General features: G+C 69.1%; 24 protein-coding genes and 1 pseudogene. 15 read left to right on the plus strand and 10 right to left on the minus strand.

The window, feature by feature from the left end; all coding sequences use genetic code 11:
* Positions 1-154 precede the first annotated feature (154 nt).
* The 3 genes from EDD27_RS15830 to EDD27_RS15835 all read left to right on the plus strand — a co-directional run bounded on the left by EDD27_RS15830 (position 155) and on the right by EDD27_RS15835 (position 1,923).
* Positions 155-751 (plus strand): TIGR03086 family metal-binding protein, encoded by a 597-nt coding sequence (locus EDD27_RS15830; RefSeq protein WP_206641429.1) that lies wholly within the window; start codon positions 155-157, stop codon positions 749-751.
* Between the two features lie 423 nt (positions 752-1,174).
* Positions 1,175-1,300 (plus strand): hypothetical protein, encoded by a 126-nt coding sequence (locus tag EDD27_RS57735; protein WP_277750714.1) that lies wholly within the window; start codon positions 1,175-1,177, stop codon positions 1,298-1,300.
* A 125-nt stretch (positions 1,301-1,425) separates the two neighbouring features.
* Positions 1,426-1,923 carry a VOC family protein gene (locus EDD27_RS15835; protein WP_206641430.1) on the plus strand — a complete coding sequence of 166 codons (498 nt, stop codon included), beginning with the start codon at positions 1,426-1,428 and terminating at the stop codon, positions 1,921-1,923.
* Positions 1,924-2,287: 364 nt separating this feature from the next.
* Here EDD27_RS15835 and EDD27_RS15840 read toward each other — a convergent pair whose 3' ends face one another.
* Positions 2,288-3,223: a LysR family transcriptional regulator gene (locus EDD27_RS15840; RefSeq protein WP_127933123.1), complete on the minus strand. Its 936-nt coding sequence runs from the start codon at positions 3,221-3,223 to the stop codon at positions 2,288-2,290.
* A 135-nt stretch (positions 3,224-3,358) separates the two neighbouring features.
* Between EDD27_RS15840 and EDD27_RS15845 the strand changes: the two genes are divergently transcribed.
* The 3 genes from EDD27_RS15845 (at position 3,359) to EDD27_RS15855 (ending at position 6,526) form a co-directional block, all read left to right on the plus strand.
* On the plus strand, positions 3,359-4,603 hold the full coding sequence (locus EDD27_RS15845) for an MFS transporter (protein ID WP_127933124.1): 1,245 nt from the start codon (positions 3,359-3,361) through the stop codon (positions 4,601-4,603).
* 151 nt (positions 4,604-4,754) lie between these two features.
* Positions 4,755-5,387 (plus strand): cysteine hydrolase family protein, encoded by a 633-nt coding sequence (locus tag EDD27_RS15850; RefSeq protein WP_127933125.1) that lies wholly within the window; start codon positions 4,755-4,757, stop codon positions 5,385-5,387.
* A gap of 383 nt (positions 5,388-5,770) precedes the next feature.
* Positions 5,771-6,526, plus strand: coding sequence for a recombinase family protein (locus EDD27_RS15855; RefSeq protein ID WP_206641431.1), 756 nt, complete (start codon positions 5,771-5,773; stop codon positions 6,524-6,526).
* Positions 6,527-6,546: 20 nt separating this feature from the next.
* Here EDD27_RS15855 and EDD27_RS15860 read toward each other — a convergent pair whose 3' ends face one another.
* Positions 6,547-8,910, minus strand: a complete 2,364-nt coding sequence (locus tag EDD27_RS15860) for a Tn3 family transposase (RefSeq protein ID WP_127933126.1) — start codon at positions 8,908-8,910, stop codon at positions 6,547-6,549.
* Positions 8,910-9,584 (minus strand): DUF4158 domain-containing protein, encoded by a 675-nt coding sequence (locus EDD27_RS15865; RefSeq protein WP_127933127.1) that lies wholly within the window; start codon positions 9,582-9,584, stop codon positions 8,910-8,912. The genes EDD27_RS15860 and EDD27_RS15865 overlap by 1 nt, the downstream gene beginning before the upstream one ends.
* A gap of 539 nt (positions 9,585-10,123) precedes the next feature.
* Between EDD27_RS15865 and EDD27_RS15875 the strand changes: the two genes are divergently transcribed.
* Positions 10,124-11,200, plus strand: a complete 1,077-nt coding sequence (locus EDD27_RS15875) for a WD40 repeat domain-containing protein (RefSeq protein ID WP_127933129.1) — start codon at positions 10,124-10,126, stop codon at positions 11,198-11,200.
* Positions 11,201-11,758: 558 nt separating this feature from the next.
* Here the strand turns inward: EDD27_RS15875 and EDD27_RS15885 are convergent.
* Both EDD27_RS15885 and EDD27_RS57740 read right to left on the minus strand, forming a co-directional pair.
* Positions 11,759-12,712: a recombinase family protein gene (locus EDD27_RS15885; protein WP_127933130.1), complete on the minus strand. Its 954-nt coding sequence runs from the start codon at positions 12,710-12,712 to the stop codon at positions 11,759-11,761.
* Between the two features lie 159 nt (positions 12,713-12,871).
* Positions 12,872-13,564, minus strand: a complete 693-nt coding sequence (locus EDD27_RS57740; protein WP_127933131.1) for a TetR/AcrR family transcriptional regulator — start codon at positions 13,562-13,564, stop codon at positions 12,872-12,874.
* A gap of 98 nt (positions 13,565-13,662) precedes the next feature.
* On the opposite strand from EDD27_RS57740, the gene EDD27_RS15895 reads away from it, so the two are divergent.
* The 6 genes and pseudogenes from EDD27_RS15895 to EDD27_RS15920 all read left to right on the plus strand — a co-directional run bounded on the left by EDD27_RS15895 (position 13,663) and on the right by EDD27_RS15920 (position 18,764).
* Positions 13,663-14,598 (plus strand): NADP-dependent oxidoreductase, encoded by a 936-nt coding sequence (locus EDD27_RS15895; RefSeq protein WP_127933132.1) that lies wholly within the window; start codon positions 13,663-13,665, stop codon positions 14,596-14,598.
* 42 nt (positions 14,599-14,640) lie between these two features.
* Positions 14,641-15,315: an SDR family NAD(P)-dependent oxidoreductase gene (locus EDD27_RS15900; protein ID WP_127933133.1), complete on the plus strand. Its 675-nt coding sequence runs from the start codon at positions 14,641-14,643 to the stop codon at positions 15,313-15,315.
* A 101-nt stretch (positions 15,316-15,416) separates the two neighbouring features.
* Complete coding sequence (locus tag EDD27_RS15905) at positions 15,417-15,788, plus strand: DoxX family protein (protein WP_127933134.1); 372 nt, start codon at positions 15,417-15,419, stop codon at positions 15,786-15,788.
* Positions 15,789-15,886: 98 nt separating this feature from the next.
* Positions 15,887-16,879, plus strand: coding sequence for a medium chain dehydrogenase/reductase family protein (locus tag EDD27_RS15910; protein WP_241564063.1), 993 nt, complete (start codon positions 15,887-15,889; stop codon positions 16,877-16,879).
* A gap of 104 nt (positions 16,880-16,983) precedes the next feature.
* Positions 16,984-17,199 (plus strand): annotated as a pseudogene (locus EDD27_RS58640) (SDR family NAD(P)-dependent oxidoreductase); the annotation flags it as partial.
* A 266-nt stretch (positions 17,200-17,465) separates the two neighbouring features.
* Complete coding sequence (locus EDD27_RS15920) at positions 17,466-18,764, plus strand: serine hydrolase domain-containing protein (RefSeq protein WP_127933136.1); 1,299 nt, start codon at positions 17,466-17,468, stop codon at positions 18,762-18,764.
* Positions 18,765-19,055: 291 nt separating this feature from the next.
* On the opposite strand, the gene EDD27_RS55500 is transcribed toward EDD27_RS15920, so the two are convergent.
* Positions 19,056-19,565: an LLM class flavin-dependent oxidoreductase gene (locus EDD27_RS55500; RefSeq protein ID WP_206641433.1), complete on the minus strand. Its 510-nt coding sequence runs from the start codon at positions 19,563-19,565 to the stop codon at positions 19,056-19,058.
* A gap of 126 nt (positions 19,566-19,691) precedes the next feature.
* Between EDD27_RS55500 and EDD27_RS15935 the strand changes: the two genes are divergently transcribed.
* Entirely contained in the window at positions 19,692-19,931 is a 240-nt protein-coding gene (locus tag EDD27_RS15935) for a zinc-binding dehydrogenase (RefSeq protein ID WP_164903629.1), read from the plus strand.
* A gap of 323 nt (positions 19,932-20,254) precedes the next feature.
* Positions 20,255-21,298: a helix-turn-helix domain-containing protein gene (locus EDD27_RS15940; protein ID WP_206641434.1), complete on the plus strand. Its 1,044-nt coding sequence runs from the start codon at positions 20,255-20,257 to the stop codon at positions 21,296-21,298.
* Here the strand turns inward: EDD27_RS15940 and EDD27_RS15945 are convergent.
* The 4 genes from EDD27_RS15945 to EDD27_RS56525 all read right to left on the minus strand — a co-directional run bounded on the left by EDD27_RS15945 (position 21,288) and on the right by EDD27_RS56525 (position 26,424).
* Positions 21,288-23,027 carry a CocE/NonD family hydrolase gene (locus tag EDD27_RS15945; protein ID WP_206641435.1) on the minus strand — a complete coding sequence of 580 codons (1,740 nt, stop codon included), beginning with the start codon at positions 23,025-23,027 and terminating at the stop codon, positions 21,288-21,290. The genes EDD27_RS15940 and EDD27_RS15945 overlap by 11 nt on opposite strands.
* A 337-nt stretch (positions 23,028-23,364) precedes the next feature.
* Positions 23,365-23,931 (minus strand): Tn3 family transposase, encoded by a 567-nt coding sequence (locus EDD27_RS57745; protein WP_277750715.1) that lies wholly within the window; start codon positions 23,929-23,931, stop codon positions 23,365-23,367.
* An 8-nt stretch (positions 23,932-23,939) separates the two neighbouring features.
* Positions 23,940-25,001 (minus strand): Tn3 family transposase, encoded by a 1,062-nt coding sequence (locus EDD27_RS58280; RefSeq protein ID WP_338324752.1) that lies wholly within the window; start codon positions 24,999-25,001, stop codon positions 23,940-23,942.
* A complete protein-coding gene (locus EDD27_RS56525) occupies positions 24,991-26,424 on the minus strand; it encodes a DUF4158 domain-containing protein (RefSeq protein ID WP_241564064.1) in 1,434 nt (477 codons plus the stop codon). The genes EDD27_RS58280 and EDD27_RS56525 overlap by 11 nt, the downstream gene beginning before the upstream one ends.
* Positions 26,425-26,445 lie beyond the last annotated feature (21 nt).

The following is a 26,445-nucleotide window of genomic DNA, read 5'->3' on the forward strand; positions in this document are numbered from 1 at the left end:
TCCGCCGAGACGGCTTTGTCACACCTGTCGGATAGAGTGCGGTCCGCCATGACCCAGCCCCCGGGCCGGCGCACGCGAACAGGCCACGGGCTGGGAGGAGCGCGACCGGACCCTCGACACGGTGCTCGACGAGCTCAAGGAAAAGGGGATTCTCGTGACGAGTGAGATCGCCGGCCGCTACCGGCGCCGGGCCGACGCCTTCGAGCGCAAGGTCGCGGCCGTACGCCCGGACCAGTGGTCGCATCCGTCCCCATGCGCGCAGTGGACCGCCAGGGACGTGGTCCGGCACATCGTCGACATGCACGCGGCGATGCTGCGGCCCCTGGGCCGCTCGCTCAGCCCGGCGCCGACGGTCGACGACGACCCGGTGGCGGCCTTCCGCGCCGCCCGCGCCGACGTGGGGGCGATCCTGGGCGATCCCGTCCTCGCCGCCCTGCCCTGCGACACGCCCACCGGACCGATGACGGCCGAGCAGCACATCGACCAGGTCGTCAGCGACGATCTTCCGCTGCACGGGTGGGACCTGGCTCGCGCGACGTCGCAGGACGACACGATGGATGCCGACGACGTCGAACGCGCCTGGGCGGCCATGAAGGCGCTGCCTGCCGAATTCATGGACAAGCTCCGCACGCCGGGCGCGTTCGGGCCGGGCATCGAGGTGTTCGGCCCGCAGGTGCAGATCGAGGACAACGCCTCCCCGCAGGACAAACTGCTCGCCTTCGTCGGACGCGACCCACGGTGGCGGCCGTGACGATCGCGACACCGTCGGAACGCGCGGGCCATCCTCCTGCCCGATAGCGCGGGATGGGGCCGGAAACCCGGCCCTCTGAGCCATGCACGCCATCCGAAGGGGCGTTCTGCTGATATTGAGCGGTGTCGCCGATCGTCGTTCCGCGACACTGTCTCATGAGCGAGCAGTCCCCCTACGGCTGGTGCGTGGTGGCCAATGTCGCCGAGGAGATCCCCTACGGTGAAGGCGGCAGGCGGACCAGGCGCGGGCTCAGGCATTTCTCCGCCGGCGCCAAGGTGTGGGTGCTGCTGCCGCAGTGGGGTGATGGCTGGGAGCAGGTGATCGTGGTGGGGCGGCACCGCGCGGCCCCCGCGGCTGGTACGGCTGGTGGTGCCGCTGCGGCATTTGCGCGATTTCCGCGTCCGCGGCGTGTACAGCCCCGCCGTGTGGCGCGCACTGTCGCGGCCGTGGAAACCACGCGGCGGGCACCCGATCGGATTGTGGGCGTCCCAGGAAGAGGCCGAGGCGGCCGTGGCGGCCCTCCAGGTCAGGTTCGTCGACATCCCGTGACGCCAGGAGCCGGCCGCGGTTTGGACAGCGCTCAGGCATGTCGGTGAGAGTAGCGGCGCCCAGCGGGACGGAGCGATCAGAAATCGAGAAGCGCGGGTCACCGAGCCGCACTTAGCGTGACACCTATGGCTTCCATCGAATTCGTCACCCTCGAGGTGGCCGACCCCACGGCGGCCAGCCGCTTCTACACCACTGCCTTCGGTTCGGACATTTGGGTACGCCTGCAGGCCTCGGCGGCACCCACGACTGGCTTCCGCGGGTTCACGCTGTCGCTCATCGTGTCCCAGCCGGCCACCGTCAACGGCCTCATGGGTGCCGCACTCGACGCCGGCGCCACGCCGTTGAAGCCGGCCGCGAAGTCGCTATGGGGCTACGGCGGTGTCGTACAAGCCCCGGACGGGACGATCTGGACGGTCGCGTCCTCGGGGAAGAAGGACACCGGCCCGGCCACCCGGCAGATCGACGAGATCGTGCTCCAACTAGGAGTCGCGGACGTGGCCGCGAGCAAGCGGTTCTACGTTGACCGCGGCTTCGCCGTGACGAAGAGCTATGGCCGCAGATACGTCGAGTTCGCCACTTCGTCGAGTCCCGTCAAACTGTCGCTCTACAAGGGGTGCCGGTAAGAAACGTGTCATGAGCCCCAAACGGCGGCATCGGCCCTGCTCAACAGCACGTGATTGTTGTCTGGGCGGGTGTCGGCGATCGTCGTCAGAAGTGCGGGCAGGGGCGTTGATTCTCGGTCCGAGGGCTGTCGCTGTCTTGCCGGTATTGCTGTAGAGGCCTCCGAGGAGGATCGGACCGGATTTTGGCGCTAGTAAGTCGATCTTGACGACGATTCGGTGACGACGGCTGTTTGCCCTGGCTGAGCGCCCTAGCGTGCCTGCTCATGCCTCAGGTGAGGCATACGGAGGGCAGGGCCGGAGTGTGCCGATGGGCCACGCCTGCCTCCTGAATCCCGGTTGGCGGTCCGGCCCGCCGAGGCCGCGTTCAGAGCGGGATTGCCCAGTCCGGCGCCCAGGTCCCGGCGGCGCCGTGGCCGGCCGCCGTGGCGGCGAGGTGGGCGCGGAGGGTGGCCAGCGCGGGGTGGGGGTTGTCGCGGTGCCACAGGAGCGAGTGCGGGTAGACCGGCGTGGGGCCGATGACCGGGATGCGGCGCAGGCCGTGGCCGGCGGGCCAGACGAGGCGGGTCTGCGCGCCCATGAAGGTGGCCAGGGCCGGGGTGTCGGCGATGGTGTCGAGGAGCGCGTCGGAGCCGAAGTTGGGGCCGGTCGCCTCGATGGTCAGGCCGAACTCGGCGACGAGGTCGTCGTAGTAGGCGGCCCATTCGGTTCCGGGGACGAGGCCGGGCATCCAGATCCGGTGCCCGGCGAGCTGGGTCAGGGTCACCGAACGGGCGGACGCCAGCGCGTGAGCGGGGCCGGTGAGGAGTTGGAGAGGCTCGTCGAGCACCCGGACTGACTCAATGTCCTCGGGAAGGGGCCGGCCGGGCATGGCGACGGCGCGGAAGGACGCGTCGATCGCACCGGACCGAATGGCGGCGAGGGCCGTCTCGATGTCGAACAGCATCACCACGTCGAGGTCGATCTCGGGGTACGCGCGGTGGAAGCCGCGCATCAGGCCCGACGCCGCGCTGCGCGAGGTGATCATGTCGACGCGCAGCGGACGGCGGCCGGTGCGCACGGACGCGACCGCGCGCTCAGCGACGCGCAGCAACTCGCGGGCGTGGGGCAGGAACGCCTGCCCGTCGATGGTGAGCTCGGCGCCGCGCGGCGTGCGAGTGAACAGTCGCACGCCGAGGGTGCGCTCCAGCGCGGCGATGCGCTTGGAGACGGCCTGCTGGGTAACCGCCAGGTCGGCGGCGGCCTCCTGGAACTGCCCCGCGTCGGCGGCGGCGACGAAGGTCCGTATGGTGTCGAGGTCCATGCGGACACACCCTACGGATACAACCGTTCGTTGTGGCTAACGGCCCCGCAGTTGTTTGATGCCCTGGTACGGCGCGCGCTTTGATGCTTGCGATCGCAAATCGGTTGTGCGAGTGAGTGGCGAGGAGCGTTGGGCATGCGGAGAGGGCACCGGTTGGGGCGGCAGTTCGGGTGGCTCTGGGCAGCGTACGGCACCAGCGCGCTCGGCACGTGGCTCGCCTTCGGCGCGTTCCCGCTGATCGCGATTCAGGTGCTGCACGCCGGGCCGGCGCAGGTCGCGGCGTTGTCCTCCGTGGGGGCTCTGGCGGGCGCGGCCGTGGCGGTGCCGCTGGGCCCGTGGGTGGAGTTCCGCCGCAAGCGGCCAGTGCTGATCGGGATGGACCTGGTGCGGTTCGCGGCGCTGCTGACGATCCCCGCCGCGTTCGCGCTCGGCGTGTTGTCCTTCGTTCAGCTCCTGCTGGTCTCGGTCGTCGTGGCGGCCGCCGACATCACCTTCCGCGCCGCCTCGGGTGCGTACCTGAAGACGCTGCTGCCGGCCGAGCACCTGCTCGTCGCCAACGCCCGATTCGAGTCCACCACCTGGACCATCACCATCATCGGACCGCCGCTGGGCGGCGCCGCAATCGGGCTCCTCGGTCCGGTGGCCACGGTGGTGGCCGACGCGGTCAGCTACCTGCTCTCGGCCCTGGGCATCCGCGCGGCGGGCGGCCAGGAGCCGCGGCCCGAACGCCGGCCGGCCGCGCGCATGCGGGCCGGGGACCTGCTCGACGGCTGGCGGTACATCCTCGCCGACGCGACGCTGCGTCCGCTGTTCTTCAACACCGCCCTGTTCAACGGCCTGGTGATGGCCACCGACGCGCTGCTGGCCGTCCTGATGCTCGGCCAGCTCGGGTTCACACCGTGGCAGTACGGCCTCGCCTTAGCCGCGCCCGCGATCGGCGGGCTGTTCGGTGCGCGGCTGGCCCGACCGCTCGTCACCCGGTTCGGGCAGCACCGGGTCCTGGTCGTGGCCGGGACGCTGCGCGCGATCTGGCTCGTCGGGCTGACCCTCGTGGGGCCGCGGACCGGAGGGCTGCTGCTGGTGATGGGCGTCCAGCTCGGGCTGATCTTCTGCTGCGGGCTCTTCAACCCCGTCTGCGCCACCTACCGTCTCGAGCGCACCGCGCCCGACCGGATCACCCGCACGCTGTCCGCCTGGACGGTGACGACCAAGGCCTCGACCGCGCTCCGGACGGCCGCATGGGGCGTGCTCGGCGGCCTGCTCGGCCCGCGAACGGCCATCGGCCTGGCCGGCGTGCTCCTGCTGACGACTCCGCTCCTGCTCCCCCGACGCGCCGCGGCGCCCCTCGCCGAGCCGGACCCAGCACCGAGCCGCGCCTGACAACCCCCTCTTCGGAGCGGTTCGCCCCTCCGCGCACAGCTCGGAGACGGCCTCCACCGTCACCCAGCGGCACCTCACGACTCACGCCCAACATGCAGGCCCCGGGACGTGATCTCGCGTGTCAGGGCGCCCTCATCACCCAAGGAGAGAAATGACCTTCACGACCCCGGCGCTGGACCCCCGGACGGCAGCGCTGCTCGTCTTGGATTACCAGCAGGGAATCCTGGCCTCGCTCCCCGGTCTGGCCAACCCGGACGCGCTGCTGTCACGGGTGGCCGGCGCCATCGCCGACATGCGAGCCCACGGCGCCACCATCGCCTACGTGCGAGTCGGATTCACCGAAGCCGACTGGGCGGCGATCCCGCCGGCCAACAAGACATTCTCCTTCATCGGCCAGCAGCACCTCATGCACCACGAGGAACCTGACACCGCCTTCCACCATCAACTCGCTCCCGAGCCCGGCGACATCACCGTCCGCAAGACCCGCTACGGCGCCCTGTCCACCACAGACCTCGACCGGCAACTGCGGGATCGCGGAATCATCACCCTGGTCATCGCCGGCATCACCACCAGCGGTGTCGTACTGTCCACCGTCACCGACGCCGCCGACCGCGACTACCAGCTCTACGTCCTCTCCGACGGCGTCACCGACCCGGATCCACAGGCCCACCAGAACCTGATGACCAGCATTTTCCCGAGGCTGGCCCACATCATCGACACCGCCGAACTGCGCTCCCTCCTGCACGAGAGCCATCCCGATCGGGCAAAGAGCGGCACGGCATAACCGCCAATGATGATCAGTTACCGTCAGGGGATCGCTGTCAGTGACCAGACTCGGTTCTGGCCACTGACGGATCATGTGGCCATCTCGTTCCCAGAGCATCCTTCCTGCGCGTGAGACCGTACTCGCAGAAATGAGGAGTTCTGACAGATCCCGACCCGCCACCCGGCAGTGTCCGATTTGTACCTGACCGTCATTCTCACAACCTCTCGCAAAACCGTGTTCTCACAACAAGGCTCGCGGTAGGTTTTGCAACATGAGCGATCTTGATGACCCGGCGGCCGCGGTTGAGGCGTTCGACTGTCCGACGTGCCAGGCATCGGCGGGCAGCGCCTGCCGGACCCCGGGGTGGGAAGGTTGCCCCGAAGTACCACACACCGCGCTTCATGCTGGTACCGCAACTGCGGGCCGAGCTGGAGGTGCGCACGCCCGTCGATCGCGGGCCGGGCCGGGCCTGGGCGGCGGGCCCGGCACGCGAGGCCGCTGTCGCCGGTGCTCGGGTCAGGCCGACCAGGGTCGGCTATGCCCGGTGCAGCACCGTGCAACAGGAACTGCAGAGCCAACTGGACGCCCTAGAGGCGGCGGGATGCGAGCCGATCTTCTCCGAGAAAATCAGCACGCGCGTGAAGGTGCGGCCGGAGTTCGCCAAGGCCATGGACTACGCCCGCACGATCAAGACCGCTGTCCCGCACCAGCGGGTGATCTTCACGGTGCACGAGATGAAGCGCCTGGGCCGCGGCGCGGCCGAGCTGCTCACCATCGCCGAAGAGCTGCGCCGGGCCGACATCCAGCTGGAGCTGCTGACCGGCCCGTTGCAGGGGGTGTACGACCCGTCCGGGCACGGGGCCGCGCTGTTCGCGTTCTTCGCCGGGATGGCCGAGTCCGAACGCGAGTACATCCGGGAGAAGTCCCTCGAAGGCCAGGCCTCCGCGCGCGAGCGCGGCCGCCACGGCGGACGTCCCAAGGTGTTCGACGACGACATGGCGGCCTACGCCCGCAGTCTGCGTGCCCGGGGCGTGCCGGTGCCGGAGATCGCGGCCAAGCTGGTCATCCCCGCGGGCAAGAACAAGGGCCGGCACCCGTCGCTGGCCAGCGCCTATCGGATGCTGGCCGAGGATGCCGGTCCCGGTCTCGGCGCCTGACCGCCTGGCCACGCCGGGGTTCAACCGCCCTCGTGAGCACCGTCATGGAAGGGACGCAAGCCCCCAGCCACATCGGCGCGGGAGAAGGCGTAGCGGCCCAGGAAGTTGATGTGGTCGTACTGAATCGGCGACAGCCGCGCGCACATCTCGTCAGTGACCGGGAACCCCTGCTCGCGCAAGTGCTTGACAGCAGCATCCAGATACAGGCTGTTCCACCAGATGACCGCGTTCAACGCCAGCCCCAGACTGCCCAGCTGGTCCTCCAGGCCCTCACGGTAGCGCTGACGCAGCTGGCCCCGGTTGCCGAAGGCGATCTTCCGCGCCAGCCGGTGGCGGGCCTCCTGCACGTTCAGCTGGGTGCCGATCATCCGACGATAGCCTTCGTCGGCGATGAACTGCAGCAGATGCAGCGTCTTGAAGATGCGGCCATAGTGGGCGAACGCCTCACCCAGGCCGGTGGTGCGGCCGTCGGCCGACAACATCCGGATCAGGTCGTAGGCGCGTACGGTGCCCATCGTCAGCGAGCCGGCCACGCGCAGCATATCGCCCCAGTGCGCGCGCATCTTGTCCAGCCGGACGGTGTGGCGGGACATGTGCTCCAGCGCCCCGTAGACGGCGCGGGTGTTGGTGCGCCACAGGCGGGTGTCGGCCAGGTCGGCGATGCGCGGGGAGAACTGGTAGCCGCAGATCGCGAACAGGCCCGAGACGATGTCGGAATAGCTGGCGGTGTCGGTGACCACCGTCTCGGGCTTGGGCCCGCCGTCGAGGTTGTGGATGGCGTCCAAGATGAACAGCGAGTCGCGCAGTGTGCCGGGCACGACCAGCCCGCCGATGCCCATCACCTGGTCGTTGACCACGTTCAGCCAGGTCGCGCCGCGCTGGCGGCCGAAGTAGACGGGGTTGTGGCCGGTGTGCAGGTTCTGCACCGGCACCACGAAGCGCAGCCCGTCGGCCGAGGCGATGTGCCCGCCGCCCCAGCAGGCGACGATGTCGAGTTCGGCCTGGGCGGCGATAAGGCGGGCGTTGGCCGCCGCGATCGTCTCGCCGCGCAGGTAGCCCTGGTCGACCTGGAGTAGCCGGGCCCTCGTCAGCGCGGGCACGTTCGGTTTCTCGATCGGGACCAGGCCGACGTTGCATGCCTCGGCCACGATTAGCGCGGCCAGGCTGACCCCGAAGTCCTCCATCGACGCATCAGCGCCGGAGATGTGGGTGAAGTCGCCCGGCAGGCCGGTGCGGTCGAACACCTCCAGCACCAGCTCGGGAAAGTCCAGCCGGGGCAGCATGCCATCGATCAGCGCGCGCAGCTCCTTCATCAAGGGCGGTTCTTCGGCCGCGCCGAGCTTCTCCAATTGCAGCCGGCCGCCGACGAACTGCACCGCGGTGTTGGCGCCCAAGCCGTCCAGCACCCGGGCGTAGGCGCCCTCCAATGCACTGGCGAGCTCGGCCAGATGCCCGGCCGGTTCGACCTCCAGCTCCAGCGAGGTGAGGACGCGCGGCCGCGCCTGCTGCCACGCGTTCCCGTCCAGCAGCCGGGCCCGCGGGTCGCTCCAGCGCTCGGACCCTTCGGCGAACATATCGCGCCGGCGCAGCGCGTGATGCAGGTGCATGACCGCGCACAGCACAAACGCGGCCTTGTCGATCTTCCCCTCCGGCACATCCGGATTGCGGTAGACCAGCGGCCGCCATGACCCTGTGATCAGCTCCTCGTGCGCGGCGATATCGCTCGGCGCGTAGCGGCGGCGGCTCTTGGCCATAGCCGCGGCGGTGCGCACCATCGCCAGCACCGCGCGGTCGGCCTCGACCGCGCGGAAGCGGATCACCTCCAGCAGCAGCTCGATGAAGCCCTGCACGGTGCGGTAGCGCTTGACCAGCTCGGCTCGCCATTCGGCGGCTGCGTCATCGTCAGTCGTAGGCACGAACGCCGCGACCGTCTCTACCGCCGAGGCCAGCTTCTCGCGCGGCACCACCTCCTCGATCGCCTTCCACACCTCCACCAGCGACACCAGCCGATCCTCGGTCGCCTCCGGCGCCGACATCAGCACCTCCACCGCCGAGGCCATCGTGCGCGCCGCCTTGCGCAACTTGGGGAACGTGCGCAGTTGCTCGGCCTTGCCCGCCCGCTCGGCCCGGGCCAGCAGGTTGGAGGTGATGAGCAGATCCAGCACGTCCAGGGCGTCATCGACGGACGAGGTCTCCAGGTGCCGCACGGTGGCCAGCAGCGTGGCCGCCTGCCGATCGCTTTCCAGATCTCGTAACGTCGGCGCCTTGGAGACCAGCCCGTAGCGGGCCAGCGCCGACAGTTTCACCGCCGGCGCCGGGTCCAGCCGCACGGCCCCGGCGCCCAATCCGACGATCTCGGCCACCCGATGCAGCTCCGCCACCATCACTCGGCCCGAGGCCCGCGTCGGCGCGGTACGTAGCCGTCCAGCTCCGACACTCGCCGATCGGCGGGCACCTGCAGCAGATCGGCCAGCCGCGCCCGCAGCTCTGGGCCGGCGCGCTCGGCCAGTGTGCGATACAACCGGGCGTGCTCGGCCCGGCGCACTTCACTGATCAGCCGGGTCAGGGTGGTGATACCCGCGGGCAGCAGAATGCCTTCGCGCAGCATGTGCACCACGGCACGGTCGAACAACGCCCGCGGCCCCTCGATCGTCGACCACGCCCGGGCGGCCAGGTAGTCGCGAACCTCCTGCTCGCGTTTGGAGAACTCCGACAGCTCCAGCAGGTCCCGGATCTCCCAGGCGTGCTCGTAGGCGGTCTTCGGCCGGGTCAGGTACTCCGGCGCGCACGCCGGGTTGATGTCGAGTTGCTCGGCGACGAACTCCAGCACGTCCCTTGGCACGTCCGGGGGGTCTTCGGCCAGGAAGGTGCCGAGCATCCGCACGGTCCCCCACTGCACTGCCCACCCCAGCTTCGTCGCCGGACGACGCTTGCCCGCCAGCGCCTGCAGCGCCTTGACGTCCAGCCGGAAGAACCGCTCGAGCTCGGCCACCGACACCTCGGGCCGGAACCGGCGATAGCGGGCTACTTGCTCATCTGAGAGGAAATCCACAGGCATGAGCAGGCACGTTAGGGCGCGCCATCAGGGCAAAAAGCCGTCGTCACCGAATCGTCGTCAAGATCGACTTTGTAGCGCCAAAATCCGGTCCGATCCTCCCTGAAGGCCGGTTGCGGTGGCGTTGGCGCCTACCAGGTTGCCGGGCGGATCCATGGCAGGCGGCGCTTGGTCTTGACGTCGCGAGTGGTGATCTCGTTCCAGAATTCGTCGTCAGAATCGAGATTGCTGAAGAGCTGATCCCAGAGGTCGGCCTGCTGAGAGCTGTCGAAGGGGTACGAGGGGTACAGGGTGGGAGCCGCCGCGCCACCCGTGGGCGTGGTGGGTGAAGGGCCGGCGGCGCGCTCCTCGGAGCAAACCTCGCCCTGGCGTCGGCGTCGAGTTGCCGTTCAAGAACGCGGATCTGGTGGCGGAGGGCAAGAATCTCGGCGTCCTTGTCCCTATCCCCCAGCGGCAGCAACCGCAGCGCGGTTTCACGCCAGGAGGAGTCGGGCAAGCCGGATGACCTGCGCGGATGACATTATCGGCAGGAACAGGTTTGGGTGTCCCTACTGTCCTGGCTCACTGTTTTGCCCTGCGGATCACCTCTTGATGCCATCCAGGTCGTCGCACGCGCCGATTATCCTGCCCGGGTGTCTGACGAACGTTTGATTCTGAGCAGCGCGGCGCCTGACGGCCGGATCGACGACCTCGCGGTGGTCGATGTGGACGGGGCGCCGTTGGTGGTATGCACCGGCGACTACAAGCTGTGGAGCTGGGCTCCGCTGCAGGACGAGTGGCGGGAGCGGCCGCTGGCGTACGCCTGCGCCGAGGATCCGCTCGCCGCCGAGTATCCGGACGCCGAGAACGATATCGACTCGGTTGCCGTGGCCGTTTCCGACGGGCGCGTGGTGCTGGCGGCCGGCGGCGATGAACAGGGAGCGGCCATCTGGGACCTGGACAGCGGCGAACTGCTCCGCGGGACGACGTACGACGGGCTCTACATCTCGTCCATCGCCACCGTGAAGGGCGAGGGACCGCCCCAGTTCGTAGCAAGCAGCGGGGTCCATTGGGACGGAGTCCAGGTGTTGGGGCTGTCCGCCGAGGAGCTTCCGGTGGAGTTGGCCGCTGGCCCCATCTGGGGTCTCGCCACCGCACGAATCGACGGCCGCTCGCTGGTCGTTGGGGGCGGGGAAGAGTATGTGGAGATGTGGAATCTGGCGAACGGCGAGCAGGCCGCGTCGTTCTATGTGAACGACGGGCGGACATACGCCGTCGCTTTGTCCGAGCTCGACGGCCGTCCGGTCGTCGTGGCAGGCACGGACTCCGGAAAGGTGTACGTGTTCGACCTGTCCGGGGGCGAAGAGGATGATCCGATCCACGAACCGTCTACCGGCCATGAGGGCAGGATCAACGCCTTGGACGTCGCCATGGTCGGCGAACGGGCGGTCGTGGTGACCGGCGGCGAGGACGGGACCATACGGCTCTGGGACCTCGCCAGCGGTCGACAAATCGGGCCGCCACTGACCGGCCACAATTGGAGCGTCGAAGCTGTGGTGGTCACCACGATGCAAGATCGCCCGGTCGCCCTGACCGCCGGTCGGGACGGCGTCGCACGCGTCTGGGACCTGACCCTCTGAGAGGGCGTTTGATTTGAGTAGTTTGCGGCTTATGTTCTAGTAGGGGTGCCGGTAAGAAACGTGTCATGAGCCCCAAACGGCGGCGTCGGCCCTGCTCAACAGCACGTGATTGTTGTCTGGGCGGGTGTCGGCGATCGTCGTCAGAAGTGCGGGCAGGGGCGTTGATTCTCGGTCCGAGGGCTGTCGCTGTCTTGCCGGTATTGCTGTAGAAGCGCTTGGCGTGTTCGTACTGGCCGGTGGTTTATCAGGTTAGGCCGGGATGGCGGATCTCCAGCTCGCGCATGGCAGTACGCCTGAGGGGCAGCGACCCGTTCGCCAGAGAGAAAAGCTGTTCAATGGGTACGGCGGGGCGGCGCTAGGTGGGTGGTGACGGCCGCCATGGCCTCGGTACCGGGTTTGACGTAGCGCGTGGCGGTGCGCGGGTTCTTGTGCCGGGTCTTACCCATGCTTGTGCCGTCAAGCCTGCGGGGTTCGGTTTTGATGCATCGGTACAGCGGTTGTCGATGAGTACGACCATGGTCGGTGCTGGATGCCGTCGCGGTGTGCGGACCCGGAAGTTCACCAAGCCTGGAGGGCGGCGAAGTCGGCGTGCGCCTGTTCGACGGCTTCGGGGTATGCCTCGCGCTTGGCGTGCTCGGCGAGCGCCCGGTAGATGCTGGCGACGGAGGGGTTCCGTCCCTTGCGCTTGCCGGTGGGTATGATCAGGTCGGGCTGGATCTGCTCGACGGATTCTCCGAGCGCTCGGCGCCGCAGCACGGTGTGCAGCATGTCCTCGGTAATGACCGGTGGCCGGCCGCCCTGCTTACCCTTTCGGGCCGCGGCGTCCAGCCCTTCCAGCGTGGACTCGCGGATGTTCTCCCGCTCGGTCTCTGCCATCGCCGCGAAGAACGCGAACAGCAGCCTGCCGTGCCCGCTGGGGTCGTACATCCCCGCGAGGGGTCCGGCGAGCATCTCCAGCACCAGGCCGTGGGCGGACAGGTGGTCGGCGAGCGCGGTGAGCTCGGCGGCGTCGCGGCCGAGCCGCTTCATCTCGTAAACCGCGAGGATCACCCGGCAGTGCGGGGCGTGGGCCTTGATCTCCCGGGCGGCGGCCAGCGCGGCCTCGAACTGCGGACGGACCCGCACCCGGGTGCTGATCTTCTCAGCGAAGATCTTGTCTCGGGGGATGTTCTTGGCGGCGAGCGCGTCGAGTTGCGAGTCGAGCTCTTGGCCGAGGGTCGAGCAGCGCGCGTAGCCGATCCGGATGTCCGCGGTCGGGGTGTCGGGGTCGATCGGTGCCGGGGGCGGGGTGCCGGGCCGCCAAGGTTGCCCGGGTCCGCGGTCGGCCGGAGTGGGGACCCGCAGCAGTTTCGCCAGTCGGGGCACTTTGGTGAAGCGGCCGGTGTGGTAGGCGCTGGCGACCGCGCCGCCGCGCGAGCGGCACGGCGAACCGGGCTCGGCGCCGCAGCGCGGGCACGGGTGGCGCTCGATGTCGTCCGGATCGGACGCGGGTGCGGGGTGAGGGTTCGTCATAGGCCCGAATTTTCGCACAATGCAACTCTCATAAGGGGGTGTCTCCCGCTTTCGAGTGAGAACGGGTTGTGCGAATCGATCCGGGGGTCCAGAGGGTCTCCTCAGCTATCGAATGATCTTGCTCCAGTAAAGGACCGTTTGTGAGAGCGCCCTTCGAGATCAGCTTCCGGCCGATTCACGGGGAGCGGAGCATGTGCGTCCGAGGCTGATCATGGCTCGGTACAGGGCGGTGTTCGTGGGCGGGGCGGGGAGCGGGTCGCGGGCCGGGGCCTGGAAGGACTGGATCATCAGTGCGAGGGTGCGGCGCCAGGCCTCGGGGGCGGCGTCGGCGGTGGCGGTGATGACGCCCGCGGTGGCCATGAGGAGCAGGACCAGATCTTGCGGGGCGAAGTCGTCACGCAGGTGGCCTGCGGTTTTGGCGCGGGCGATGAGGCGCACCGCGCCGTCGTAGGCCTCTTCGCGGCGGGCTTCCAGGGCCTTGGCGGTGGGGAAGGTCATGGTCAGCACGTCGGCGAAGCCGCGGTCGGCGGCCTGCATGGCGCACACCGTGTGGAGGTAGCCGGTGAAGCCGTGCCAGGGGTCGGGGTCGGCCAGGGCGGTGGAGACGGCGTCGACGTAGGCGTCCATGCGGTCGGCGAAAACGGCGGCGACCAGGTCTTCCTTGGCGGGGAAGCGGCGGAACAGCGTGGCGATGCCAACGCCCGCTTCGCGGGCGACCGACGCCATGGAGGCGCCTAGGCCGTCGCGGGCGAACACGGTGCGGGCGGCGGCCAGGACACGTTCGCGGTTGCGTTCGGCGTCGCTGCGCAGCGGCGGGGTGAGGTCGTCGGCTTGCTGGTCGCCTGGGTTCATGGACCCCACTCTACCGAACTGGAAAGGCTTATCCATTTGGCTGCTATGCTGACCGAAGAACCGGAAAGACCTTTCCAGATCGACTGGAGGAGTGTGTGATGCGAGCCGTGACGCTGGCGCAGGTGCCAGGGACCCCCGAGGTGACCGAGGTGGAGGCACCCCGCCCGGAGGCGGGCGAGCTGCTGGTACGGGTGCAGGCGTCGTCGGTGAACGGGTTCGACCTGGGCACCGCGGCCGGATACCTGCAGGGCATGATGGAGCACCGCTTCCCGCTGATCCCGGGCAAGGACTTCGCCGGCACCGTCGAGGCGGTCGGTGACGGTGTCGAGGGCTTCGCGGTCGGCGACGCCGTGTTCGGCGTGGTGACCAAGCCGCACCTGGGCACCGGGTCGATGGCGCAGTACGTCGCCGTTCCCGCCGCCATCGGCCTCGCCCGCCGGCCGGAGGGAGTCTCGGTGCGTGACGCGGGTGCGCTCGGGCTGGCGGGCACCGCCGCCTTCGACGGTCTCGCCCTGGTCGGCCCGTTGGAAGGCAGGACGGTGCTGATCTCGGGTGCCACCGGCGGCGTTGGTGCGATCGCCGTACAGCTGGCCGCGGCCCGGCGCGCGCGCGTGATCGCCACGGCCAAGCCGGGTCCCGAGACCGACTTAGTCGCCGCGCTGACCGACGCCGAGGTCACCGTCATCGACTACACCCAGGACGTGAGCGCGCAGGTCCGCGCGGCCGCTCCCGACGGAGTGGACGCGGTGCTGCACCTCGCCGGCGACGTGGCCGAGCTCACCGCGCTCACCCGCGACGGCGGCGCCGTCGCCTCCGCCCTCACCGTCCCCGAGGCCTCGGAGGACCGCAAGCTGCAGACCGCCATGATCCGGTCCAACCCGACCGCCGACACCCTGTCCACACTCGCCGGACAGGTCGCCTCCGGCGCACTCAAGGTGTCGGTGAACTCCGAGTTCGACCTGGAGCGGGCCCCCGAGGCGTTCGCCGCGTTCGGCGGCGGCACCCTCGGCAAGATCGCCATCACCGTCGCCTGACCAGTCCGTATCCCAGACGCTTCCCCACGAAAGGACTTCACCATGCCCAGCATCGCCATCGTCGGAGCCGGCCCCGGAATGGGCCTCGCCATCGCCCGCACCTTCGGCTCGCGCGGCTACGACGTCGCTCTCATCGCCCGCAACCGCGCCAAGCTCGACGACCTCGTCGGCCGGCTCACCGTCGAGGGCATCACCGCCGCCGCGTTCCCGGCGGACGTGCTCGACCACGACGCGCTGACCCAGGCCCTCAAGGACGCCGCCAACCGCTTCGGCGGCATCGACGTCCTGGAGCACTCCCCCGCTCCGAGCATCGGCTCCGTGAACCTCACCTCCCCGTCCCAGACCAGCGCCTCCGATGTACAGGGATGGATCGACTTCCTGCTCTGCAGCGCCATCACCGCCACCCAGGCCGTCCTGCCCGCGATGCGTGAGGCCGGCGCGGGCACCCTGCTCTTCACCAACGGTGCCGGCTCGGTCGACCCCATCCCGATGCTCGGCAACGTCAACCCCGCCCAGGCGGCGCTGCGCAACTGGGCGCTCAACCTGCACAAGGAGCTGGCCGGCACCGGTATCCAGGCCGCGCACGTCGCCATCGGCGTGTGGATCGGCGCGGGCGGCCCTCCCGAAATCCCGACCGCCGAGGCCGAGGAGATCGCCCCTCTCTACTGGGACCTGCACACCCAGCGCGACGAAGCCGAGCGCGTCTTCACCGGCTGACGTTGCCCAGCTCTCCGCCTTTGAATCTTGATCCGCTCAATCCTCGTCCGCCGCGGCGATCCCCGCTGCGGCGCGACCGAAGAAGAAGGTTTTCCGCTCCGATGAACGTGTTCCTGTGGATCCTGCAAGGCGTCCTCGCCGCGCTGTTCGCAGCCGCCGGCGTCACCAAGGCCACCCAGCCCCGCGAAAAGCTCATATCCCAGCTGCCGTGGGTCAGTGACGTCTCCACACCCGTGGTGCGTCTGATCGGCGTCGCCGAACTCGCCGGCGCCCTTGGGCTGATCCTGCCGGGTGCTTTCGACATCGCCACCGTGCTCACCCCGCTGGCCGCCACCGGCCTGGCTGTGATCATGGTCCTGGCCATGGGCCTCCACGCCCGCCGCAAGGAGCCGCAGGCAATCGGGTTCAACGCGATCCTGCTCATCGTCGCCGCGGTCATCATGTGGGGCCGGTACGGGCCCTACGCCTTCTGACCACCCGGCCCCCGACCCTCGCGCCACGCCATGTACCGAGCCCTGACCCGCCTGCACCCGGCAGACGAGCGGGATCCTGACGAAAAGGAGGCATAGCCGTGGAGACACTGCAGGTCGTCATGCCACGCTCGGGCGAGCCGGACGTGCTAGAGCTTCGGCGGCGGCAGGTGCGGCCACCCGGTCCGGGCCAAGCGCTGGTCCGTGTCGCGGCCACCGGGGTGGTCTCCGCCGAGGTGCAGATGCTACGCGGGCGCTACTTCGCCCAGCCGAAGTTTCCATTCGTGCCCGGCTATGACCTGGTCGGCACGGTGGAGGCGGCCGGACCGGACGCCGCGGTGCCGGTGGGCCAGCAGGTCGCGGCCATGACCCGTACCGGCGCATGGACCGAGCGGATCGTCTTGCCGACGGCCCATCTCGTGCCGGTCCCCGACGAACTGGATGCCGGAGAAGTCGTCGCCCTCATTACCAACGGCGTCACCGCGTACCAGATGGTGCACCGCGCCGCGAAGGTGAAGGCAGGCCAGACGGTCCTCGCGCACGGCGCGGCTGGCGGCGTCGGCACGCTGCTGGTCCAGCTCGCGCTGCGCGCCGGCGCCCAGGTCATCGGCACCGCCTCGCCGCCCAAACACGACCGGCTCCGCGAACTCGGCGCGATCCCGCTCGACTACCGGCAGCCGCACCTCGCCGACCGGGTACGCGAAATCGTCCCCGACGGCGTGGCCGCAGTCTTCGACCACGGCACCGGTCCCGGCCTGCACGAGTCTTGGCGGTCACTGGCCCGCGGCGGCCGGCTGGTCGCCTACGGCACCACATCCAGCCTGGACGACACAGGTTGGCGGTTCACACCGCTGTTGTCCACGGTCGGCAAGCTGCTGTGGTGGTCGCTGCGACCCGGCAGACGGCGCTGGACGTTCTACGGCCTCAGCCAGAACAAGAACTTCGACGAGGACCTCACCACCCTCCTCGAACTGCTCCGCACCGGTGAACTACGACCCGAGGTCGCGGCACGGCTGCCATTGTCCGAGGCCGCCAAGGCGCTCCAGATGCTCATCGACCGCACCGTCGTCGGCAAGATCATCCTTCTTCCGTAGACCGGCCAAGAACGAACGAGCGCCGGCCCGCTGTCACCTGGCTGCCGCCTGCACCGGACGGACCCGAATCGACCCGAGTCATTATTCGGACAGGGAGCTCATCCATGCCCGTCATCGCCATCGTCGGCGCGGGACCCGGCCTTGGCCTGGCAATCGCCCACCGCTTCGGAGCCGAGGGCTACCAGGTCGCACTCATCGCCCGGAACCAGCAGAAGGTCGACGGGCTCACCGCGCAACTCGCCGTGGCCGGAGTCCACGCCGCAGGCTTCGCCGCCGACGTGATGCGTCCGGACACGCTGCGATCCGCACTCGCCGCCGCGGCCGACCACTTCACAGCGGCACCCTCCTGTTCTCCACCGGCGGCTCCTCGGTGCGGCCGAGGGGAGGCACCTGCGGCAGCATCGGTATCGCCGCCGCCTCACTGCGCAACTACGCGAGCATCCCGTTCGCGGTCGACCACCAGTGCGGCTTCTGGGCGGGCCGCGAAGGTGACGGCCACCGATGAGTTCGGCCGGCGACAAGCTTCTCACCCAGCATGCGCGAAGCGGAACATCCGCTGTCGGTACGAGATGGAAGGAACCGTGACATGGATAGGCGAACAGTGTTGGCGGGTGCGGCGGCGATCGGCGCGTCCGCGTTGACCGCTGGTGTGGTGCCGGGCGGTCTGGTGGCGCCGGCGTCGGCCGGCACCAGCGGGTCGTGGCGGGCTGGACTCGCGCGGCTGCACGAGGCGATGGCGGCCCGCGTCGCGCGGCGCGAGCTGGCCGGCATCGTCTACCTCGTCGCCCACCGCGGCCTGCTGCACGTCAACACGATCGGCACCTTGACGCTGGATGGCCACGAGCCGATGCGACGGAGCACGCCGTTCCGGATGGCCTCGATGACCAAGCCGATCATCGCGGTAGCCACGATGATGCTGGTCGAGGAGGGCCGGCTGGTACTGGACGAGCCGGTCGACCGGCTGCTGCCCGAGCTGGCCAACCGGCGGGTGCTCACCCGGATCGACGGACCGCTCGACCAAACTGTGCCGGCGGCGCGCCCGATCACGGTCGAAGATCTGCTGACCGTCCGCATGGGCCACGGCATCATCTTCGAACCCAGCTTCCAGCCGCCGTACCCGATCATCACCGCGGCCGACGAGCTGCAGCTGGTGATGGATCAGCCAGACCCACGGACGCCGCACGACCCGGACGAGTGGATCCGGCGGTACGGCACCCTGCCCCTGATGTACAAGCCCGGCCAGCGGTGGCAGTACAACACCGGCTCCATCGTGCTCGGCGTGCTGATCGCCCGGGCCGCGCGGGAACCGCTGGAGAAGCTTCTCCGCAAGCGTGTCTTCCGGCCGCTGGGCATGAACCACACAGGATTCTCCCTGTCACGCGCCGACGCCTCGCGGTTGCCCGGCCTGTACAGGGCAAACCCACAGACGGGACAGTTGGAGCTCCAGCCCTACTCGCGGCCGGAGGAGTGGACCCGGCCGCCCGCGTTTCCCTCCGGTGCCGCAGGGCTGGCCTCAACCATCGACGACTACCTGGCATTCAGCCGGTTCCTACTCAACCAGGGCGTCCACCATGGCCGGCGCCTGCTTTCGGCCGAGTCGATCCGGCTGCTGACCATGAACCACCTGACGCCACGGCAGCTCGCCGATGCCGGCTTCCCGCTCACCGGTCGCGGCTGGGGGTACGGCATGGCCGTCAGCGTCACACCCGACGAGGTCTCGCAGCCGGGCCGCTACGGCTGGGAGGGTGGCTACGGCACCAGCTGGTTCAACGACCCGCACCGCGACCTGACCGCGATCGCCCTGACGCAGACCATCGACTTCTGGTTCAACGGCTACTACGAGGAGTTCCAGCGATTGGCCGCGGCGGTCGACACTCCGCGGTAGGGCAGGCGTCACGGCTTGCGACCGACACTTCGGAAGGCGTCGACGTCCTTCGGGTCGTCGCCGGGGTCCGGGCGCCCGCGTGGATGGCAACGGTGCTGCGTCCAGTAGAAGGCTTCCTGGCCGGACGGCAGGTAGAGCCGGCCGCTGGAGCGCCCTCGTAGTTGCCGCGGGCGTCGTTGACCTAGGAGTGAACAGTCGTCACCTGCCGCCGCCGTCCGGTAATGGCCCAGTACGCCCGAAGCCGCCGGGCACAATCCCGGCGGGTGTCACACGACCGCGACGGCGTCAATCTCAACCAGGAACCCAGGGGCCAACCCGGCGACGACGTGGACCGTGATGGTCAGCCGGGTTCCACACCTGTTGGAACGCGGCCACACCCTCGTCGAAACTTTGGCCTTCCACCGTTGCGATTCTCCAGTGCACGACGTTCGCCAGGCTCCCCCCTTCGCTCTCCAGGATGGTCGCGTACGCCGACGCGTCGCCCAACGCCCACATGCCCCTGATGAAGACATCCGCGCGCCTCGACCTTCGCGGTGCTGCGGGGTGAGGCGGTAGTGCTCGGCGAGGGGGCGGACCAGTTCGGATGTCCCCGCCAATGAGGCCGAGCGCCATGGGCAGGCCGAGGCAGCCGGCGCGTTCCACGCTGGAGGGGGTGCCGCCCACGCCGAGCCACAGCGGCAACTGCTGGGGCGAGGGCTGGACGGACAGGCCGTCCATGGCCGGGCGGAACCGCCCGCGCCAGGTGACGTGTTCGGGGTTCTCACGGATGGCGAGCAGCAGCCGCAGCTTCTCCGCGAACACGTCGTCGTAGTCCTCGAGGCAAGGAGAGGATGCCCAGTTCCACGGTCGTCTCCGATAGGGCGGACAGGGGTCGGGAAGGAGCGGCCCGACCCGGCGTGGTCGCGGATCGGGCCGCCGTGAAAGCTGTTGTCCACGGTCGGCAAGCTGCTGTGGTGGTCGCTGCGACCCGGCGGACGCCGCTGGACGTTCTACGGCCTCAGCCAGAACAAGAACTTCGACGAGGACCTGACCACCCTCCTCGAACTGCTCCGCACCGGTGAACTACGACCCGAGGTGGCGGCGCGGCTGCCATTGTCCGAGGCTGCCAAGGCGCTCCAGATGCTCATCGACCGCACCGTCGTCGGCAAGATCATCCTTCTTCCGTAAACCGGCTGAGAACGAAGGGGCTCCACGCTTCTCGATGTTGCCGGCGGTCAGCACAGCTCACGCCCGGGGCCGTCGTAACCCCCGCTGCCCTGGCCGGCAAGACCGTGATTGTTTCCGCCAGCGCGGATCCCCGGCTTTGCCTGGCACGGCCGACAAGGCGTACGCGAGAGCCTGCACGCTGGTGAGCTGACCAGAAACGAACGCGAGCGTGACCTGCCCCTTGAGCGTGCCGCCGCACTGTCACCGTGAGGGGCTTGTCGTCGGAGCCGGTGAGCTTGTCGTTGACGTGCAGGCCCGGCTTCGGCCGTGGCAGGATGGCGGACATGCACGTGGTCGCGGCCAAGCTCACCTCGCTCGACCCCGAGGCTGGGGCCGCGATCCGGGTGATCGAGCGCTTCGATGCGCTGGTCGAGGGCCGGACCGGTGTCGAGCCGATCCTCCGCGCCGTCGCGGACATCACCCGCTGCCCGGTCCGGTTCGTCGACAGTGAGCGCGGCATCGCCCTTCGCGTGGATGTCGACGGCTGGTCGGGGCCGCCCGTGTCCGCGCCGGACGCGGACTGGCTGTCGGCTCCGGTGACGAAGGGCGGCCCTCCTGCCCTGTGGCTGGAGCGGATCGGGTCCTGCACGCTGGTCGAGGGCATGGTCCTGGATCGGGCGGTGTTCGCGATACGCGAGGCCATACGCCGCGAGCAGGACGACTTCATCGGGCCGGTCGACGTCGCGGACGCCGTCTCCGTGGTGCTCGACGCGGCCGCCGCTGAGCCGGCGCGGCTGGAGGCCGCGCACCTGCTTGGTCTGCGCACGAAGGACGTCTGCAGGGTGATCGCACGACCCGGCGTCCCCGGACAGATCGAGCTCCAGGGGCGGAACGGCGCGTCGCCCCTTCGCATCGCCGCCGCGCGGCGTCCCACAGGGAGCCCGAGGACGGGCATCGGTCCGGCGGTTACCGTCCTTGACCTGCCGAAATCCTGGAGGCAGGCGAGCCTGGCACTGGCCTTCGCCGCCGAGGGCGACGAGCGCGATCCCGGCCCCAGCGTCGTCTCGGCCGAAGAGCTGGGCACGCTCACGGTGCTGGCGGCCGGTCTGCGGGGCGCGGGTGGGCAGGTGCCGGACGTGGCGACGCTCGAGGCCGTGGCCGCGACGGCGCCGTGGGTGCTGGAAACGCTGGTCGCCGTCGTGTCCCACGCCAGTCTGCGGCTGGCCGCGGCGGCGTTGTTCGTGCATCACTCGACCCTGCACGCCCGGCTGGCGACGATCGAGCGGCATCTGGGATGGCCGGTACGCGACGCGCCGGGCCGGCTGCGTGTCCACCTCGCGCTCGCGGCCCGGCGCTATCTGCTGCACCCGCCCGAGATCACCGGCTGATGATCGGCAGGATGAGCCTGCTGGGCTGATCGGGGCCGCGGTGGACGCGGTTGACGGCCGCGACCATGTCGTCCTCGTGCTCCTTGTGGATGACGCCGCCGGTGTTGGAATTGCGGTCGTAGCGTGGGAAGTTGCTGCTGGAGATCTCCAGCAGGATCCGATGGCCGGGCAGGAAGACGTTCGAGGTCGCGGTCATGTCGATGGTGATCTCGTACACTTCGCCCGGCGTCATGAGCTCGGGACGTTCGAGTGAGGCGCGGTAGCGCATGCGCTGGATGCCGTCGCACAGGATGATGGCCCTGCCGTCGGGATGCACGTCGACCAGCTTCGCGGTGAAGTCGGTGTCGAAGGCCGAGGACGACACGAACAAGGTCGCCGACACCGGGCCGGTGACCTCGAGCGGATCGTCGAGGATCTCGGTGCTGAAGCACAGGACGTCGTCACGGCCGTGCACCGGGCGCTGATCAGCCGGGCCGTCGAAGTTCACCATATCCATGATCGTGCCGCCGAGCGTGGGCACCGGGCGGCGCGGGTCGTACAGATAGGCGTCGGCGGTCTCATGGGCAGGATCGGCCGTGGACAGGCGTCCGGCGCCGGCGGCGGTGTTCGCCGGGCCCGCGCCGTCGAGAAAGTACGGGACGTAGCGGGTGTCGGGCAGGGGCCAGTCGGCCTCGTCGCGCCACTGGTCGATTCCCATGACGAAGATCCGCACCGGTGACCGGCCGTCCAGGGCGTCCTCGCGGCCCCGTACCCACCGGTCGAAGAAGGCCACGTGCGCGCCGATGAGATCGGCCATGGCCATGCCGCCCATCATGCCGAAGTTCCGGTCGGGGAACTTCCCGAGGTGGTTCATGTGGCTCCACGGCCCGATGATCAGCCGCTGTCCCTCGCGGGCCGCGGCCGAGCCGCCCTCCTGCTTCATCCGGGTGTAGGCCTGCAAGCCCTCGCCGAGGAACAGGTCGTACCAGCCCGCGATGGTGAGCGCCGGCGCGGTGATCGACGCCGCCTTGTCGATCACGCTGAGCGCCTGCCAGTGCTCGTCGCGGTCCGGGCGCCGGAGCACCTCGGAGAGCATCCACGGCATGCGCTTGGCCAGCAAGGGGTGGTCGCAGGTCGGGGTGTGCCGGACGACCGCGTCGGGGTCGGCCATGACCGCGCCCAGGGCCGCGAGGTCGCGCGCCTTCTCGGCGTCGAGATGGACATCGCCCCGCAGCACATTCGCGGCCTGGGTGTGGCTCCAGGCGAGCCCGGTGTGCAGGGACATCGCGCCTCCCGGCGAATACCAGGGAGCACGGTACAGATCGGCGCTGGACACCATGGGCACTATGGCCCGCAGCCCCTCGACCCCGGTCGAGGCGGCGGCCCATTGGGTGAATCCCAGGTACGAGGGGCCGAAGGCGCCGACGTTTCCATCGCACCAGGCCTGCTCGCACAGCCACCGCACCGCGTCCTCGCCATCGGCGGCATCATCGATGTGCGGGGTGAACGTGCCCTCGGAGTCGAACATGCCCCGGTTGAGCTGGAGCGCCACCGCGTATCCTGCCTCGACCAGCGCGAGAGGCGGCAGGAAGTCCAACGGGGCGAGGTCCTGCCAGCTCTTGCCGTAGGGGGTGCGCAACAACAGCGCCGGGACAGGCTCGTCGATGTCAGGGCGGAGGATGGTGGTCGCCAGCTTCGTACCGTCCCGCATAGGCACGAGCACGTCGTCCGAAATGGTGTATTTGCCCATTGAATACTCCCTTCCGGCTCGGAGCCTAGGACGCGGGCGCCCTTTCCCGGCATCGCCAAGTGTCGGAACCTATCCGCCAAATGGCGTGCCGGGTGGCCACAGGGAGCGATGACAATGCCAACCCCCTCGCCCCGTAGAGGCCCTGATTGATCATCTTCGGTTTTAGGATCTTGCTCGTTCACCGCGTGCCCTCGCGTCGGGCAGGCTCGGTCCTGCGCCGCCTTCGACGATCTGCTTGCCAAGATCGCCGCTAAACGATGACCCGGCTTGGCCAGGCATGCGATGCGCGCGGTCGCGTCGGGCCGGCGCGCACCGGTCCACCATCACGATCGTGAAGCTACTCCGGGTTGCCCGCCTCCGGGGCCGGTGCACTGCCGCCGAGCGGCAGGCGCTTGGCCACATCCAGCCGTACCTCGCCGTAGGGCTGGACGTGCTGCCGGAACAGCGGAGTCAGTCCGCGCCGGTCGGCGGGCTTGAGCAGCTTGGCCCACTCCGGATCGGCGAGGACGTCCTGCAGCATAAGGGTGTTGATGTACACGAGTGCGGCCTGCAGGATCCGCAGACACAACACGCTCATCTCCAGCTCCTCACGCCGGTTGGTGGCGATGTCACCGCCCTTGCCGTAGAAGATGACGCTGTTGGCGCCGTTGGAGGACTCCACCACGTTGAGCCCTTCCTGGATCTCCCGCTGGAGTTCACGCAGGCGCAGATAGCGAGCAACGAAGATGGTCTTCTGCGCGCGGCCGACCTCCAGCATGGCCTGGTAGGTCGGGTGCGAGGCGGACTCGGTGAAGCGGCGCAGGATCGCCTCGGTGGAGGCGGTGCCCTGTTTGATCGCGGTGGCGTACTTGATCATCTGGTCGTAGTTCTGCTCGATCAGTTCCCACTTGATCGGCCGGGTCATCGCCGGTGTCAGCGCGGGTACAGGTCGCTTTCACCGCTCTCCACGCGGTAGAGCTTGACCTTGTTGATCTGCTTGATGCGTGGCAGCAGGTCAAAGCCCAAGAGCCTGGTCACGCCGAACCCGATTTCCGTCTGGCCGTGGGAGTCGACATAGTTGCCCTCGACCTTCATCGTGGTGCCGTGCCGTACCGCGCCCTCGATCATCGCGTGCACCTCCGAGGCCGAGGCGCGCAACGTCTGGGAGTGCACGACCATGGACCCGCGTTCGATGTGCCAGTAGATGAGGATGCCTCGGCCGCCGTAGCGGGAGTGCCACTCGGTGAAGATGTTCTGGTCGTAGGCGCGCACGTGCGTGGAGTCGGAGGCGACGGTGGTCGTCCCCTCGCCCCACAGCTCCACGTCCCGCGCGGTGAAGGTCGCGTTCGCGATGGCGATCGCGATGTCGGTGGCGATGTCGGTGGCGATGTCGGTGGCGATCTGAGGGGTCAGGTAGCGGCGCCGCACGTAGCGGATGTCGTCCTCGCTGTAAGCGTGGCCACCGGCGGCGACCGCCCGGATCCCGGTGTTAGTGCCGTACCCGAAGATCGCCAGCATCAGCCGTTCGGCCAGGACCTCCTGCCTGAGGCTGGAGCTGCCCGCCACCGAGGTGACGGCCTTCAGGCAGCCGGTGCGCAGCACCGCCTCCTTGAGCATGTCGATCAGCGGAACCGAGCCCCAGCGCCGCCTCACCTCGTTCTTGATCTTGCGCAGGTTTCGCGGCTCCTCCGTCGGGCCGAGCTTCGTCAGCTTGATCGCGCCGAACTTGCGCTCGGAGATCGCCACCCAGTCCAGCTTGGGCAGCGCGGTGTTGAGCGCCTCCAGTTCCGCGCGCATCTCGGCCTTCAACTCGGCGATGAAGTCCTTCGGGTCCAGCGGTTTGCGCAGCTCGGCGTAGTTCTCCACACGGCGGGCGGCAAAATCCTTGGGCAGGTCCTCCTCCGGGTTGCGGAAGGAGTGGGCGCCGGCCACCCAGATCTCCTTGCACCGCAGCGCGTCGCGCAGCGCCTGGAAGGTGACGATCTCATACACCATCCGCACCACCCGCCGGCGCCCGCGCTTGTCGTTCTTGAACACCAGGTTCTCCCAGTCGCCCGCGGTGCCGCGGTGCTCGGGCACCACCTCGCCGCGCGGGTAGTAGGTGGTGTTGCCCGCCTTGGCGTAGCGGCGGATCAGCTCCAGCGCCTCGATCACCGGCTGGTAGACGGTGTTGTTGCTCCTGAACTCCAGGGTGTCCAGCAGCGCGATCAGGCCGCGGCGGTAGTGGTTGGTGTAGGAGGCGCGCAGCGTGGTGCACCGTGGTGCGGTAGGCCGGGCCCTTGGTCTTGAACTCGTGCACCAGATCCTTGAGCGTCTGCTCACCGCCGGTGACGGCCGGGAAGATGACCTGGCGGACCGGATCGTCGGGGTGACCGAGGGCGGCGTCGGCGACCTTGAACAGGATGTTCTCCTTGCCGGTCACCCGCTTGAACGCGTTGATCAGCTCCTTGGTCACCTTGCTGTCGGCCCGCGCCTTGATCCGATGCACCGTGGCGATCAGCAGCTCCACCAGTGTGTCGGTGATCTCCCGCTCCCGCTCGTGGACCAGCGCCGCCAGCAGCAGGACAGTCACCTCGCGCGGGTGCGTGCGCATGTGCGAGGGAGCCTCCACCGCCGCCCGGGCCCGCCAGGACGCCAGCATCTTGGGCGCCACGTCGGCGAACAACCCGGGCGGCAGCTCGATCGAGCGGACCGCCGCCAGCTTGCGTATCTCGGTCATCATCGACTCCAGGCTCACGTTGCCCGGCGCGGACTTGATGAACGCCAGCACGTCGAAGTTCTCGTCGTCGTCCTCTACAGCCGTCTCGCTGGCCGGCTCCTGGCCGTCGCCGACCGCCTCGGCTCCCGCGCGGCTGGCATCGTCGATGCCGACCAGCGCGCAGATGCGCTGGGTGGTCTCGGGGCTCAACCGGGAGCAGATCCGCACCGACCAGGTGACCTCCGCGTTGTGCAGCGCTGAAGCCACGATCCGGGAGATCCGCCCAGGCGTCGGCGGTTCGATCCGCTCCTCGCGCAGATGCTTGAGCAACTCCTCTCGTACCCGCTCGGGCCGCCGCTCGGCGTGCGCGACGTTCTCGGCCAGCCACACCGCCAGCTTCGTCGCGTCCGCGGTCGTGCAGGTGCGAAAGCCCAGGTGCGTGCGGATCTGACTGCGGTGGTACTCGATCGTCGAGCCGGACCACTCGTAGAAGCCGAGCTCTGAGGCCGGCACCTGAACCTGTTTGGCCACGTGCTCAACCACGTCGTCTGGCAGTTCCGAGCGGCCGCGCAGGAACCGGCCGTGCTGCGTGTAGAACTTCAGCAAGATCGCGAAGCCGAGTCGCGTGGCGTCGCGCTTTCCGGCGATGAGGTCGCGCTCTTCGTCCAGGATCGTCCAGTGCTCGACCAGCTCGTCGATGTGCATCGGGGGGTGTTTCATGACCGCCCAGCATTGACCAGG

It is taken from the genome of Nonomuraea polychroma (assembly GCF_004011505.1).
GTDB lineage: Bacteria > Actinomycetota > Actinomycetes > Streptosporangiales > Streptosporangiaceae > Nonomuraea > Nonomuraea polychroma.